General features: G+C 51.9%; 3 protein-coding genes and 2 pseudogenes. All 5 read left to right on the top strand.

The window, feature by feature from the left end:
- Positions 1–725, top strand: a pseudogene (locus C9I43_RS14640) (uroporphyrinogen-III synthase); the annotation flags it as partial.
- Positions 726–785: 60 nt separating this feature from the next.
- Entirely contained in the window at positions 786–1,976 is a 1,191-nt protein-coding gene (locus C9I43_RS14645) for a uroporphyrinogen-III C-methyltransferase (RefSeq protein ID WP_107884201.1), read from the top strand.
- Positions 1,977–1,981: 5 nt separating this feature from the next.
- A pseudogene (locus C9I43_RS14650) lies at positions 1,982–3,136 on the top strand (heme biosynthesis HemY N-terminal domain-containing protein).
- Between the two features lie 428 nt (positions 3,137–3,564).
- Positions 3,565–11,697, top strand: coding sequence for a beta strand repeat-containing protein (locus C9I43_RS18965; protein ID WP_219907244.1), 8,133 nt, complete (start codon positions 3,565–3,567; stop codon positions 11,695–11,697).
- Complete coding sequence (locus tag C9I43_RS18970; protein WP_258192007.1) at positions 11,583–17,462, top strand: Ig-like domain-containing protein; 5,880 nt, start codon at positions 11,583–11,585, stop codon at positions 17,460–17,462. The genes C9I43_RS18965 and C9I43_RS18970 overlap by 115 nt, the downstream gene beginning before the upstream one ends.
- The last annotated feature ends 72 nt before the right edge of the window (positions 17,463–17,534 follow it).

Raw genomic sequence — 17,534 nt, forward strand, 5'->3', positions numbered from 1 at the left:
CTGACGCGTCCTGAAGGGCGCAATCAGTCTATGGTTGATGCCTTGAATGAACGAGGCATTGCCCACTGGTTACACCTCTATTGTGTGTCCAAGCGAGGCCCCTATCGCAGCAAGTATCCCGCATCCACTGGCCAACGCCGATATGATTATCTGTATCAGCGCCAATGCGGTAACGTTTGCTGACGACGCTTTAACCGCTACAGATCCACAAACTCAAACATGGCCTCAAGCTCAATATTTTGCTGTTGGACACGCTACGTGGGAAGCATTAGATAAACTCGATATTGTCGCCCGAAGCCCCAGATGATTGTCAGCAGACCGAGGGATTACTCACACTCTCGCCGCTACAAGATATTAAAAATAAACAAATTATTATTATTCGGGGTGTTGGCGGCCGTGAAACATTAGCCGAGCAATTAGTTGAGCGCGGCGCCAATGTTCGCTATTGGGAAGTGTATCAACGAGCTTGTCCACCGCTAAATGGACGACACATTGCCTTACAATGGCAACACTGCGGGATAGACACTATTGTTATCACCAGCGGTGAAACTCTCGATAATCTGATTAATTTAGTGCCAAAAGAGTTATTTGCATGGCTGCGCGCATGTCATATCATAGTCCCAAGTCATCGAGTAGAAGCTCAAGCTCGCGCTTTTGGTATAACCCAAGTTACCAATGCTAGTGCAGCCAACAACAAAGCCGTGCTAAACGCCCTTAAACTCTAAGCGCTATTTAGCCGGGTTTTACTCGAGTTTCGGCAGTAGCATGTTTTCAAGGACTGTTAAATGGATAACAATAAGCACGACGCAAAAAATACAGAATCAGAGGCTACTCCTACTATTATTGCACCATCGATAATAACCGATGACACGCCCGCGACTTCAGCATCCTCCGCTGAAACTCAAACAAGCAAAGCCAAACCACAAAGCACTGCGCGCAAAACCACTGTCTCCACTAGAAGCTCATGGGCAATTCGTTTGGGGGTTTTATTAGCATTAGGCTTAACGGTATGCTGCCTTGGCGGCGGCTTTATGTTGTATCAACAGATGCAACAACAACTACTAACGCAGAATCAGAAAAATCTCGCCCTGCAAGAGCAACTACAGCAAGCACTGCTACAACCCAATCAACGTATTAGTCAGCTTGAGCAGCAACAGCTAAATGATGCTAAGACTTACCAAGAATTATCTAAGTTAACCGAAGAACAAAAGCAATTGCAGGATAGGATCAATAAACTCGCCCAGCGCAGTCCTACTCATTGGATGGCCTCAGAAGCCGAATATCTAGTAAATATGGCAGGTCGCAAACTATGGCTAGAGAAAGATCCCCGCACTGCCACTGATTTATTGAAATCAGCCGATGAAACCATCGCCGCAATGAACAACCCCGCGTTATTACCAATTCGTAAAGCACTGGCAAAAGATATCGCCGCCACGTCCAGCATAAAACCAACCGATATTGATGGTAGTGTGTTAGCTCTGGATACCTTAATTGAGCAACTCGATAAACTGCCACTTAATCGCACTGATGTAGACGCCGATGCGCCGCAAGATACTGTGATTACCAGCGATTTAAATGATTGGCAAAGCAATTTAGGTAAAACCTGGAAAGCATTAACTGAAGACTTTATCACTATCCGCCATAAAACTGCTGATGCACCCGCCTTACTCGCACCAGAGCAACAATGGTATTTAGTTGAAAATATTCGCCATAAACTATTGCAATGCCAACTTGCACTATATCGCTATGATAGAGCTTCGTATCACCAATCGCTTATGATGGCGCGTAAATGGATACAAACCAACTTTGATATACAAGATCATAAAACGGTCGAAGCCATTGCCGAAATTGATAAATTAGCAACCTTAGAACTTGACCCTATAACCGTAAAATCCTTTGCCGCAAAACCTTTACTGTTACAGCTCACAAGTTATGGTGAACTCACCCTCATTAGAGGGTGCGCCACCTATGATTAAGATATATAATATTGTTACTCATAGTGCTGATTGTTTATGCAATCAGCCCTTGGTTAGTCGGCAATACTGGGTATGTATATCATTGCGGCAGGTGATTATCAGATTGAAACCAGTTTAGTCTTTGGCATCATTGCTTTAATTATATTTTTTATGCTGTATTTCAAATACTGGAATGGATAGTAGTTACTGCCATTAACCTAATGTTACGTAGCCGTTTTATCCCGCACCACTGGCGCCGACGTTCCGCTAAAAAACATACATTAATGGGCGCATTAGCACTGGCTGAAGAAGATTGGCCAGCAGCAGAGCGAGCGATGATCAAAGGCGCTGACAACGGTGAGCTACCTGCACTGAATTTACTTGCTGCGGCACGGGCTGCACAGTATCAACAAAAAATAGCCGAGCGTGACCAATATCTTAATCGCGCAGCAGCACAACCACTGGCAGCAAACGCGGTTACAACCACACGCACTCGGTATCTTTTAAAACAAGGGGAATTAACCTTAGCCCGCGTCGAGCTCGACAAGTTATCTCCTACAAGTAAAAGCAAAGCCCAGTACTTAAACTTGCCCTTGAGCTACATCAAGCACAAGAAGATTGGGATGCGCTTAAACTATTGTTACCTATTTTGAAGAAACGCCAAATCCTTGATGATACTCAGCTGAATGAACTAAATATCGCCACTCACAGTGCTTTACTGCAAGCGGCAACCATTAAAGGTGAAGAAGCATTAGAACAATGTTGCAATGGTTACCACGCAGCGAGCGTAATCAGTCTCAGTTTCTAGCGATTTATGCTATGGGTTTGTGTCGCTTTAATCGTAAAGATCAAGCCATGAAACTGCTCTCGAAAAAGTTACGCAGCTCTCCAGAACCCACATTGCTACAAGCTATCCCCGAAATTACAACAGCTCAAGATACCGAGATCCGTAAAGAGTTACTGAAATATGAAGTGACTCATGAGAATAATGCAGACTACCAGACCTGCCTAGCCAAGCTATATCAGCAAACCAGGGACATGAAAGAAGCAAAATCTGCTGGCAAAATGTTTGTCGACTAGAACCGACTAAAGCCTCTTGGTTAGCCTTAGCTAGGATTCAAGAACAGTTAGGCGAGCAAAGTAACGCTAATCAAAGTTATCGTCAGGCTGCTAATCTATAACTCTATTCAATCCATCGATAAACGATGCCGTGATTTCTAAATAATGAGTCACGGCATCATGACTAACAACTCAGCAACGCCATATTCCCTGAAAATCCCACCTATTTGCTAATAAAAAACTATTTTTACAATTTACTAATCTCTAATTTAAGATTAATTTGTTATATATATGTTTTTTTATAGAAACCAAAGACACTAAATACAGCCCACTCTGCAAATTTAACCACTATATCTAGTTACACATCTAAATTTTGACACTATCGTACGTTTATCTTGCTCAAGCCCATTAAAACTAACCAGCGCAGCTGTGTCAATAAATTGACATCCGTCGTTCCATTAGCTAATATTTCGCCAATTGTATCGCGATCCAACACATCTGTTGGATTAATACTTTATGGATTAACACACTTGGCTGTTGGGAGCTTACTATGGGATCGGTAATTACATCAAAAAAAGGTTTGCTTAAGCTGGTAAATGGGCAAATTGATATCGAAGTTGATGGTTCAAAGCAACCCGCTAAGGATGGCGAACAACTCCCTAAAGGTGCTGTGCTCAATATAGGCGAAAACGCAACCTATGAGATCACCTTCGACGATGGCACTAAGCTATCTAACGAGGTTGAACCGAATACAACAGCTGCGGTTGCTCCCACGGCAAATAATGACGCTGCTTTTGATGAAATCCAAGCGTTACAAGATCTTATCGCATCAGGCGAAGATCCAACCAAAAACCTACCAGAGACCGCCGCAGGAAACACACCCGGTCGTGACGGTAACTCAGGCTATGTCACTTTAGCCCGTGGTGGTAGTGAGATAATAGCAAGCTCAGGCTACTCAACGTCAGGCCAATCATTCGCAGCGACAGTTATCAATACACCAGAACAAACAATCGCCACCGACTCTCCCTCAATCCTTAACAATGACAGTAATATTGTCGACGAAGATACTATTGCTTCTGGCAACGTTCTCGATAACGACAGTGATGTAGATTCAATTTTAAGCGTCGTTAGTTTCGAAATAAATGGAACAACCTACGCGGCTGGTACAGAAGTCGCCCTCGAAAGCGGCTCCTTAGTATTAAATGCTGATGGCTCGTACACTTTCACACCTAATGAAAACTGGAATGGCCAAGTCCCAGTCATTACCTACACCACTAATACTGGTGCAAGTACGACGTTAACGATTAATATCACACCTGTCGACGATCCTTCCATCATTACAAATGACAGTACCACAGTTGCAGAAGACACTGTAGCAACAGGCAACGTGCTTGATAATGACAGTGATGTAGACTCAACCTTAAGTGTTGTGAGTTTCGAAGTCGGCGGTACCACCTATGCATCAGGAACAGAAGTCGCGCTCGAAGGCGGTATTCTGGTTCTTAATACAGACGGATCTTATACTTTCACGCCAAATGAAAACTGGAATGGCCAAGTACCAGTCATTACTTACACAACCAATACTGGCTCTTCAGCAACATTAACCATCAATGTCACACCAGTCGCCGATGGGGGACCTAGTGTCACTATCAATACTGATACAAACAATGATGGTTTTATCAGTAACGAAGAGCTAGCTGGCAATACTGAAGTCAATGTCACTATTGGCTTAGATGGCACAGGTGCAAATGTAGGCGATACGCTGACTGTTAATGGTGTTGACTACACACTGACTCAGGAAGATATCAACAATGGCTTTGTGAATCTCAACCTTCTAGCTCCCGGTGAAGGCGAAACGATTACAGTTGTAGCGACGATCACAGACAGTGCCGGTAACACATCTCCTGAAGGCAGTGATTCAGCACTACTCGATACGACTGCGCCAACAATTACTGTTGATGCACCTGATGAAACCCAAGATACTACACCAACGATCACAGGTTCGACTGATGCACCGCCAGGTAGCACTATTACGATTGTTGTCACCGACAGCACAGGTGCAGAGCAGACTCTCACCACCACAGTAAACCCTGATGGTACCTATTCTGTCGATGTCATTAGCCCACTCGCCGAAGGCCCTATTACAGCAACAGCGACAGTTACAGATCCTGCAGGTAATACTGGCACAGCCACCGATGACGGTAATGTGGATATCACAGCACCTAATATTACTGTAGATGCACCCGATAATACACAAGATACCACCCCAACTATTACTGGTTCGTCAAATGCAACGCCAGGTAGCGCAATTACGATTGTTGTCACAGATAACACAGGTGCAGAACAGACATTAACAACGACTGTTAATGAAGATGGCACCTACGCAGTAGACGTCACAACCCCTCTGGCTGAAGGTGATTATACCGCTGTAGCAACAGTGAAAGATCCAGCTGGTAATACAGGTAAAGCCACTGATAATGGCAATGTAGACACCCAAATTGACCAAGATGGCGACGGCAACACCGTGGCGATCACCAGCATTACCGATGACACTGGCGCCTCGGGCAGCGACTTCATCACCAATGACAACACCTTAGTGTTCAACGGCACGGTCGATTTAGGCGACAACAGCACCTTGGCCGTCACCATCAATGGCGTGGTGTACACCACCGCCAACGGCTTAGTGATTGATGTCAGTGGCAACTGGAGCATCGACTTAACTGACAGCGAGCTGGCTGACGGCACTTACCCTGTCAGCGCCACCGTCACCGACTTGGCCGGCAACAGCAAAACAGTCACCCAAGACGTGGTGATTGATACCGCAGCGCCCAGCGCCACCATTACGGTGGACAACATCACCAGCGATGACGTCCTCAATGCCCAAGAAGCGGCTGGCGATGTCACCGTCACCGGTACCGTTGGTGGCGATGCTGCCATCGGTGATACTGTCACCATGGTGATCAACGGCACCACTTACACCACCACCGTTATCGCCCTCACCACTGGCGGCCTAGGCTTTAGCCTCCCTGTTGCGGGAAGCGATTTGGCACTGGATACCACGTTCACCGTAACCGTTTCTGGTTCCGATGACGCCGGTAACCCATTTACTGCCGACACCGTTTCGACACACACCGTCGATGGCAGCGCCAGCGCCACCATTACGGTGGACAACATCACCAGCGATGACGTCCTCAATGCCCAAGAAGCGGCTGGCGATGTCACCGTCACCGGTACCGTTGGTGGCGATGCTGCCATCGGTGATACTGTCACCATGGTGATCAACGGCACCACTTACACCACCACCGTTATCGCCCTCACCACTGGCGGCCTAGGCTTTAGCCTCCCTGTTGCGGGAAGCGATTTGGCACTGGATACCACGTTCACCGCAACCGTTTCTGGTTCCGATGACGCCGGTAACCCATTTACTGCCGACACCGTTTCGACACACACCGTCGATGGCAGCGCCAGCGCCACCATTACGGTGGACAACATCACCAGCGATGACGTCCTCAATGCCCAAGAAGCGGCTGGCGATGTCACCGTCACCGGTACCGTTGGTGGCGATGCTGCCATCGGTGATACTGTCACCATGGTGATCAACGGCACCACTTACACCACCACCGTTATCGCCCTCACCACTGGCGGCCTAGGCTTTAGCCTCCCTGTTGCGGGAAGCGATTTGGCACTGGATACCACGTTCACCGCAACCGTTTCTGGTTCCGATGACGCCGGTAACCCATTTACTGCCGACACCGTTTCGACACACACCGTCGATGCCAGCGCCAGCGCCAGCATTACGGTGGACAACATCACCAGCGATGACGTCCTCAATGCCCAAGAAGCGGCTGGCGATGTCACCGTCACCGGTACCGTTGGTGGCGATGCTGCCATCGGTGATACTGTCACCATGGTGATCAACGGCACCACTTACACCACCACCGTTATCGCCCTCACCACTGGCGGCCTAGGCTTTAGCCTCCCTGTTGCGGGAAGCGATTTGGCACTGGATACCACGTTCACCGCAACCGTTTCTGGTTCCGATGACGCCGGTAACCCATTTACTGCCGACACCGTTTCGACACACACCGTCGATGGCAGCGCCAGCGCCACCATTACGGTGGACAACATCACCAGCGATGACGTCCTCAATGCCCAAGAAGCGGCTGGCGATGTCACCGTCACCGGTACCGTTGGTGGCGATGCTGCCATCGGTGATACTGTCACCATGGTGATCAACGGCACCACTTACACCACCACCGTTATCGCCCTCACCACTGGCGGCCTAGGCTTTAGCCTCCCTGTTGCGGGAAGCGATTTGGCACTGGATACCACGTTCACCGCAACCGTTTCTGGTTCCGATGACGCCGGTAACCCATTTACTGCCGACACCGTTTCGACACACACCGTCGATGGCAGCGCCAGCGCCACCATTACGGTGGACAACATCACCAGCGATGACGTCCTCAATGCCCAAGAAGCGGCTGGCGATGTCACCGTCACCGGTACCGTTGGTGGCGATGCTGCCATCGGTGATACTGTCACCATGGTGATCAACGGCACCACTTACACCACCACCGTTATCGCCCTCACCACTGGCGGCCTAGGCTTTAGCCTCCCTGTTGCGGGAAGCGATTTGGCACTGGATACCACGTTCACCGCAACCGTTTCTGGTTCCGATGACGCCGGTAACCCATTTACTGCCGACACCGTTTCGACACACACCGTCGATGGCAGCGCCAGCGCCACCATTACGGTGGACAACATCACCAGCGATGACGTCCTCAATGCCCAAGAAGCGGCTGGCGATGTCACCGTCACCGGTACCGTTGGTGGCGATGCTGCCATCGGTGATACTGTCACCATGGTGATCAACGGCACCACTTACACCACCACCGTTATCGCCCTCACCACTGGCGGCCTAGGCTTTAGCCTCCCTGTTGCGGGAAGCGATTTGGCACTGGATACCACGTTCACCGCAACCGTTTCTGGTTCCGATGACGCCGGTAACCCATTTACTGCCGACACCGTTTCGACACACACCGTCGATGCCAGCGCCAGCGCCACCATTACGGTGGACAACATCACCAGCGATGACGTCCTCAATGCCCAAGAAGCGGCTGGCGATGTCACCGTCACCGGTACCGTTGGTGGCGATGCTGCCATCGGTGATACTGTCACCATGGTGATCAACGGCACCACTTACACCACCACCGTTATCGCCCTCACCACTGGCGGCCTAGGCTTTAGCCTCCCTGTTGCGGGAAGCGATTTGGCACTGGATACCACGTTCACCGCAACCGTTTCTGGTTCCGATGACGCCGGTAACCCATTTACTGCCGACACCGTTTCGACACACACCGTCGATGCCAGCGCCAGCGCCAGCATTACGGTGGACAACATCACCAGCGATGACGTCCTCAATGCCCAAGAAGCGGCTGGCGATGTCACCGTCACCGGTACCGTTGGTGGCGATGCTGCCATCGGTGATACTGTCACCATGGTGATCAACGGCACCACTTACACCACCACCGTTATCGCCCTCACCACTGGCGGCCTAGGCTTTAGCCTCCCTGTTGCGGGAAGCGATTTGGCACTGGATACCACGTTCACCGCAACCGTTTCTGGTTCCGATGACGCCGGTAACCCATTTACTGCCGACACCGTTTCGACACACACCGTCGATGCCAGCGCCAGCGCCACCATTACGGTGGACAACATCACCAGCGATGACGTCCTCAATGCCCAAGAAGCGGCTGGCGATGTCACCGTCACCGGTACCGTTGGTGGCGATGCTGCCATCGGTGATACTGTCACCATGGTGATCAACGGCACCACTTACACCACCACCGTTATCGCCCTCACCACTGGCGGCCTAGGCTTTAGCCTCCCTGTTGCGGGAAGCGATTTGGCACTGGATACCACGTTCACCGCAACCGTTTCTGGTTCCGATGACGCCGGTAACCCATTTACTGCCGACACCGTTTCGACACACACCGTCGATGCCAGCGCCAGCGCCACCATTACGGTGGACAACATCACCAGCGATGACGTCCTCAATGCCCAAGAAGCGGCTGGCGATGTCACCGTCACCGGTACCGTTGGTGGCGATGCTGCCATCGGTGATACTGTCACCATGGTGATCAACGGCACCACTTACACCACCACCGTTATCGCCCTCACCACTGGCGGCCTAGGCTTTAGCCTCCCTGTTGCGGGAAGCGATTTGGCACTGGATACCACGTTCACCGCAACCGTTTCTGGTTCCGATGACGCCGGTAACCCATTTACTGCCGACACCGTTTCGACACACACCGTCGATGGCAGCGCCAGCGCCACCATTACGGTGGACAACATCACCAGCGATGACGTCCTCAATGCCCAAGAAGCGGCTGGCGATGTCACCGTCACCGGTACCGTTGGTGGCGATGCTGCCATCGGTGATACTGTCACCATGGTGATCAACGGCACCACTTACACCACCACCGTTATCGCCCTCACCACTGGCGGCCTAGGCTTTAGCCTCCCTGTTGCGGGAAGCGATTTGGCACTGGATACCACGTTCACCGCAACCGTTTCTGGTTCCGATGACGCCGGTAACCCATTTACTGCCGACACCGTTTCGACACACACCGTCGATGGCAGCGCCAGCGCCAGCATTACGGTGGACAACATCACCAGCGATGACGTCCTCAATGCCCAAGAAGCGGCTGGCGATGTCACCGTCACCGGTACCGTTGGTGGCGATGCTGCCATCGGTGATACTGTCACCATGGTGATCAACGGCACCACTTACACCACCACCGTTATCGCCCTCACCACTGGCGGCCTAGGCTTTAGCCTCCCTGTTGCGGGAAGCGATTTGGCACTGGATACCACGTTCACCGCAACCGTTTCTGGTTCCGATGACGCCGGTAACCCATTTACTGCCGACACCGTTTCGACACACACCGTCGATGGCAGCGCCAGCGCCACCATTACGGTGGACAACATCACCAGCGATGACGTCCTCAATGCCCAAGAAGCGGCTGGCGATGTCACCGTCACCGGTACCGTTGGTGGCGATGCTGCCATCGGTGATACTGTCACCATGGTGATCAACGGCACCACTTACACCACCACCGTTATCGCCCTCACCACTGGCGGCCTAGGCTTTAGCCTCCCTGTTGCGGGAAGCGATTTGGCACTGGATACCACGTTCACCGCAACCGTTTCTGGTTCCGATGACGCCGGTAACCCATTTACTGCCGACACCGTTTCGACACACACCGTCGATGGCAGCGCCAGCGCCACCATTACGGTGGACAACATCACCAGCGATGACGTCCTCAATGCCCAAGAAGCGGCTGGCGATGTCACCGTCACCGGTACCGTTGGTGGCGATGCTGCCATCGGTGATACTGTCACCATGGTGATCAACGGCACCACTTACACCACCACCGTTATCGCCCTCACCACTGGCGGCCTAGGCTTTAGCCTCCCTGTTGCGGGAAGCGATTTGGCACTGGATACCACGTTCACCGCAACCGTTTCTGGTTCCGATGACGCCGGTAACCCATTTACTGCCGACACCGTTTCGACACACACCGTCGATGGCAGCGCCAGCGCCACCATTACGGTGGACAACATCACCAGCGATGACGTCCTCAATGCCCAAGAAGCGGCTGGCGATGTCACCGTCACCGGTACCGTTGGTGGCGATGCTGCCATCGGTGATACTGTCACCATGGTGATCAACGGCACCACTTACACCACCACCGTTATCGCCCTCACCACTGGCGGCCTAGGCTTTAGCCTCCCTGTTGCGGGAAGCGATTTGGCACTGGATACCACGTTCACCGCAACCGTTTCTGGTTCCGATGACGCCGGTAACCCATTTACTGCCGACACCGTTTCGACACACACCGTCGATGGCAGCGCCAGCGCCACCATTACGGTGGACAACATCACCAGCGATGACGTCCTCAATGCCCAAGAAGCGGCTGGCGATGTCACCGTCACCGGTACCGTTGGTGGCGATGCTGCCATCGGTGATACTGTCACCATGGTGATCAACGGCACCACTTACACCACCACCGTTATCGCCCTCACCACTGGCGGCCTAGGCTTTAGCCTCCCTGTTGCGGGAAGCGATTTGGCACTGGATACCACGTTCACCGCAACCGTTTCTGGTTCCGATGACGCCGGTAACCCATTTACTGCCGACACCGTTTCGACACACACCGTCGATGGCAGCGCCAGCGCCACCATTACGGTGGACAACATCACCAGCGATGACGTCCTCAATGCCCAAGAAGCGGCTGGCGATGTCACCGTCACCGGTACCGTTGGTGGCGATGCTGCCATCGGTGATACTGTCACCATGGTGATCAACGGCACCACTTACACCACCACCGTTATCGCCCTCACCACTGGCGGCCTAGGCTTTAGCCTCCCTGTTGCGGGAAGCGATTTGGCACTGGATACCACGTTCACCGCAACCGTTTCTGGTTCCGATGACGCCGGTAACCCATTTACTGCCGACACCGTTTCGACACACACCGTCGATGCAGCGCCAGCGCCACCATTACGGTGGACAACATCACCAGCGATGACGTCCTCAATGCCCAAGAAGCGGCTGGCGATGTCACCGTCACCGGTACCGTTGGTGGCGATGCTGCCATCGGTGATACTGTCACCATGGTGATCAACGGCACCACTTACACCACCACCGTTATCGCCCTCACCACTGGCGGCCTAGGCTTTAGCCTCCCTGTTGCGGGAAGCGATTTGGCACTGGATACCACGTTCACCGCAACCGTTTCTGGTTCCGATGACGCCGGTAACCCATTTACTGCCGACACCGTTTCGACACACACCGTCGATGGCAGCGCCAGCGCCACCATTACGGTGGACAACATCACCAGCGATGACGTCCTCAATGCCCAAGAAGCGGCTGGCGATGTCACCGTCACCGGTACCGTTGGTGGCGATGCTGCCATCGGTGATACTGTCACCATGGTGATCAACGGCACCACTTACACCACCACCGTTATCGCCCTCACCACTGGCGGCCTAGGCTTTAGCCTCCCTGTTGCGGGAAGCGATTTGGCACTGGATACCACGTTCACCGCAACCGTTTCTGGTTCCGATGACGCCGGTAACCCATTTACTGCCGACACCGTTTCGACACACACCGTCGATGGCAGCGCCAGCGCCACCATTACGGTGGACAACATCACCAGCGATGACGTCCTCAATGCCCAAGAAGCGGCTGGCGATGTCACCGTCACCGGTACCGTTGGTGGCGATGCTGCCATCGGTGATACTGTCACCATGGTGATCAACGGCACCACTTACACCACCACCGTTATCGCCCTCACCACTGGCGGCCTAGGCTTTAGCCTCCCTGTTGCGGGAAGCGATTTGGCACTGGATACCACGTTCACCGCAACCGTTTCTGGTTCCGATGACGCCGGTAACCCATTTACTGCCGACACCGTTTCGACACACACCGTCGATGGCAGCGCCAGCGCCACCATTACGGTGGACAACATCACCAGCGATGACGTCCTCAATGCCCAAGAAGCGGCTGGCGATGTCACCGTCACCGGTACCGTTGGTGGCGATGCTGCCATCGGTGATACTGTCACCATGGTGATCAACGGCACCACTTACACCACCACCGTTATCGCCCTCACCACTGGCGGCCTAGGCTTTAGCCTCCCTGTTGCGGGAAGCGATTTGGCACTGGATACCACGTTCACCGCAACCGTTTCTGGTTCCGATGACGCCGGTAACCCATTTACTGCCGACACCGTTTCGACACACACCGTCGATGGCAGCGCCAGCGCCAGCATTACGGTGGACAACATCACCAGCGATGACGTCCTCAATGCCCAAGAAGCGGCTGGCGATGTCACCGTCACCGGTACCGTTGGTGGCGATGCTGCCATCGGTGATACTGTCACCATGGTGATCAACGGCACCACTTACACCACCACCGTTATCGCCCTCACCACTGGCGGCCTAGGCTTTAGCCTCCCTGTTGCGGGAAGCGATTTGGCACTGGATACCACGTTCACCGCAACCGTTTCTGGTTCCGATGACGCCGGTAACCCATTTACTGCCGACACCGTTTCGACACACACCGTCGATGGCAGCGCCAGCGCCACCATTACGGTGGACAACATCACCAGCGATGACGTCCTCAATGCCCAAGAAGCGGCTGGCGATGTCACCGTCACCGGTACCGTTGGTGGCGATGCTGCCATCGGTGATACTGTCACCATGGTGATCAACGGCACCACTTACACCACCACCGTTATCGCCCTCACCACTGGCGGCCTAGGCTTTAGCCTCCCTGTTGCGGGAAGCGATTTGGCACTGGATACCACGTTCACCGCAACCGTTTCTGGTTCCGATGACGCCGGTAACCCATTTACTGCCGACACCGTTTCGACACACACCGTCGATGGCAGCGCCAGCGCCACCATTACGGTGGACAACATCACCAGCGATGACGTCCTCAATGCCCAAGAAGCGGCTGGCGATGTCACCGTCACCGGTACCGTTGGTGGCGATGCTGCCATCGGTGATACTGTCACCATGGTGATCAACGGCACCACTTACACCACCACCGTTATCGCCCTCACCACTGGCGGCCTAGGCTTTAGCCTCCCTGTTGCGGGAAGCGATTTGGCACTGGATACCACGTTCACCGCAACCGTTTCTGGTTCCGATGACGCCGGTAACCCATTTACTGCCGACACCGTTTCGACACACACCGTCGATGGCAGCGCCAGCGCCACCATTACGGTGGACAACATCACCAGCGATGACGTCCTCAATGCCCAAGAAGCGGCTGGCGATGTCACCGTCACCGGTACCGTTGGTGGCGATGCTGCCATCGGTGATACTGTCACCATGGTGATCAACGGCACCACTTACACCACCACCGTTATCGCCCTCACCACTGGCGGCCTAGGCTTTAGCCTCCCTGTTGCGGGAAGCGATTTGGCACTGGATACCACGTTCACCGCAACCGTTTCTGGTTCCGATGACGCCGGTAACCCATTTACTGCCGACACCGTTTCGACACACACCGTCGATGGCAGCGCTGATGCACCGACCGTATTAATTGTCGATGACGGTACCCCTGGTGACGGTCTGCTGACACAAGGCGAAATCAGCAGCAATGGTGCTGGCGTACAGTTAACCGTGAGCATCAATGCCGCGGACTTCAGTGCCGGCGGCCATGTGAACCTGACTATCGTCAATGGCACCGAGACCACCAATGTGGAACTGAAACTGGTGAATGGCGAGCTGCGGTTTGCCAATGGCACTCCAGCGAGCGGTTACAGTTACAACGCCACCACTGGTGTTATCAGCTGGACTGAAACCACCCCAGCTGAAGGTGGCAGCATCACGGTCACCGCGACCCAGACCGATGCAGCAAACAACACATCAGACCCAGGCTCTGATACGGCAACGGTCATTTATGCGAAAGACGATAGCTTTACCGAGAAAGAAGATCAGTTGGTAACTGGCAAACTTCTGACCAACGACCATCCAAGCAATACCAGCGTCGTCAGCTTTACCGTTATGCATAACGGTGTGCTAACAAGCTACAATGCTGGTCAAACAGTAGCCCTCTCCATAGGTAGCTTACTAATACAAGCCAATGGAGAGTTCACGTTTATACCTAATCAACATTGGTCAGGCGATGTATCCACTGTGACATACACGACTAATACGGGAGATACGGCAACACTCAATATTTCTGTGCAGCCAGTTGCAGACAAACCATTGGTTGACGTGATACTGACCGCTAATGGCACACCACTTTACAGCGGATTTATCAGCTCAGGGATTACAACTGAACAGTTCCGCAGTGGTGATTTCACTAAACAGCCATTTAGTACCGAAGCTAAGAAGACCGATACCACCAGCAGCCAAGATCAAGTGTTGGGTTCATCCAATAACGATCACCTTGTCAGCCAACAAGGTGGCGGTGATATGCTCTACGGGTACGGCGGCAATGACGTTCTGGTTGGTGGCGATCATATTCAAGGTGATTCACTCTATGGCGGAACTGGTAATGACATTCTGGTTGCAGGTTTAGGCCATGATGGCTTGTATGGTGGCACAGGAACTGATATTGCCGTGCTGATGGGCAATCGTGCAGATTACATCATCACCAACGGCAGTGGATATCATCCTCAAAACGATATCTGGTTTGATTTTACAACTAAAGAAAATGGCGCAGCCGTCGTTAAGGCGCTTCATGATATCGAGTACATTCAATTTGATGACGGCATTTATACACTTGACAAGAACACTGGTCAGCTCGTCATGGTTCAGCCAACCTATGTTGACTACCCAGTTGAAATCAATGCATCTCTAACTGATCGTGACGGCAGCGAATTGCTCGACTCCATTGAATTAAGTGGTTTGCCCGCTGGCACGCAAGTGTTCTACCAGGGAGTGCTACTCGGTGTAGCTGACAATGATGGCAAGCTACTGCTGGATTACAACGGCCCTAATGGCTGGAGTGGTGGCAATCTCTGGGCTGAAAATGCACTGGACGCTTCGCTGACTGGAGTCACAATTCGCGTTCCAGGAGCAACTGCAGGTCAGGTGGACTTGGTGGTAGAAGCGGTTGCCAGAGAAAAAGGGACCGATCTCACTAATTCAGCAACGGGTGAAGATACTATCCGCCTTGATTACTTCAAGGGCACTGAAGGTGAACCTGGAAACCAAGATGTCAATTTTGGTAGCGAGCACAATATTGTGGTTGGCGACTTAGATGGCAGCATTATTCTGCCAGGCCAAAACTACAATATCGCCTTTATGGTCGATAGTTCCGGTAGCATTAACGCTAATACGCTAGAGACGATGAAGTTGCAGTTGGCCCAGGTATTGGAAACCCTCATAGACAGTGCCGGTGGTCCACAAAGCGGCACAGTGAACATCTTCTTGGTTGATTTTGATACTCATGCTAAGGGCAGCATCAGTGTAGATCTTAGTGACCCCAATGCATTGAATATTCTTCAAGAAGCATTAGATGATATGAGCAGCGGCGGCGGCACCAACTATGAGGATGTATTCACTACCACGGCCAACTGGTTCGCCAATGGTGATGCCCAAAATAATAGTGGGGCTACTAATCTTGCCTTCTTTATCACTGACGGCAAACCGACCTACTATAATGCTAATGCGGGTGGTAACCCAAAGGTCTACGACACATGGTGGGACAATAATGATCGTAGCTTGTCACAAGTCATCGGCACTAGCTACGTATTCGGCCAAGTCTATACAGTTAACGGACGTGTGGTGATTGATGAAAATGGTAATGTGTTCAGCGTAGACGACTTCTACAGCGTGAGCCGGAGCCTTGTTGGAGCCATGCGACCCGATGCCCAAGGTAACTATCAGTACTATGCTTTATCTGGTAACGGTAAAGACACCGATACAGATGCAGTTACAAATTCCCAAGCTGGTTTTGCATTACTCTCGGGCCTTGGAGTCACAGTTCAAGCCATCGGCATGGGCTCAAACATCAATGAGGCTGACTTATTACCTTATGACACTGATGGTAATGTTCAAACGAATATAGATGCTGATGATCTAGCCGATGCCATTCTTGGTGACCAAGTTAACGCCATTCCAGGCTCAGATCGTTTTGATGGTGGTGCTGGCGACGATGTCATCTTTGGTGACGCGATACACTTTGCCGGTATTAGCGGTCAAGGTTACGCAGCCATTAAAGCCTACGTTGCCGATAAACTCGGTATTAACGAAGCCAGTGATGCGCAGGTACACAGGTATATCAGTGAACATACTGACGAGTTTGACCAATCTGGGACAAATGATAAAGCAGACATCCTATTTGGTGGTGCCGGTAACGACATTCTCTTTGGTCAAGGTGGTAATGATTATTTAGATGGAGGAGCAGGCAAAGATACTCTCTATGGCGGCACTGGCAACGATACCTTGATTGGCGGTGCTGGCAACGACACTCTGATTGGAGGTCTTGGTAATGACGGCCTGCGTGGTGATGGCGGCGCAGATACCTTCGTGTGGCGCTATGCTGATACCGATAATGGCACTGACCACATTGTGGATTTCAATGTGAATGAAGATAAACTCGACCTGAGTGATTTGCTCCAAGGAGAAACGGCTAATACATTAGATGAATATCTCAGCTTTAGATTAGATAATGGTTCTACCGTTATCGATATTGATGCAAATAAGGATGGCATAGCTGATCAACATATCGTGCTTGATGGGGTTGACCTCTATAGCCAATATGGAACGACTGATAATGCCGGAATTATTAATGGGTTACTTGGTACCAATGGTAATGGCCCACTCATTATTGATGCCGCGCCAGTGACACTAGATGCACCACAAGGAGTGACGTCACTGATAGACCCTTATAATAATACTAACGGCACTATCATTCCTTAAATAAAATCAATTCATATGGCCTATAGAAATATAGGCCATCATGACCGATACTTCCTATAACCGTATAAAAAT

It is taken from the genome of Shewanella morhuae (genome assembly GCF_003028295.1).
Classification (GTDB): Bacteria; Pseudomonadota; Gammaproteobacteria; order Enterobacterales; family Shewanellaceae; genus Shewanella; species Shewanella morhuae.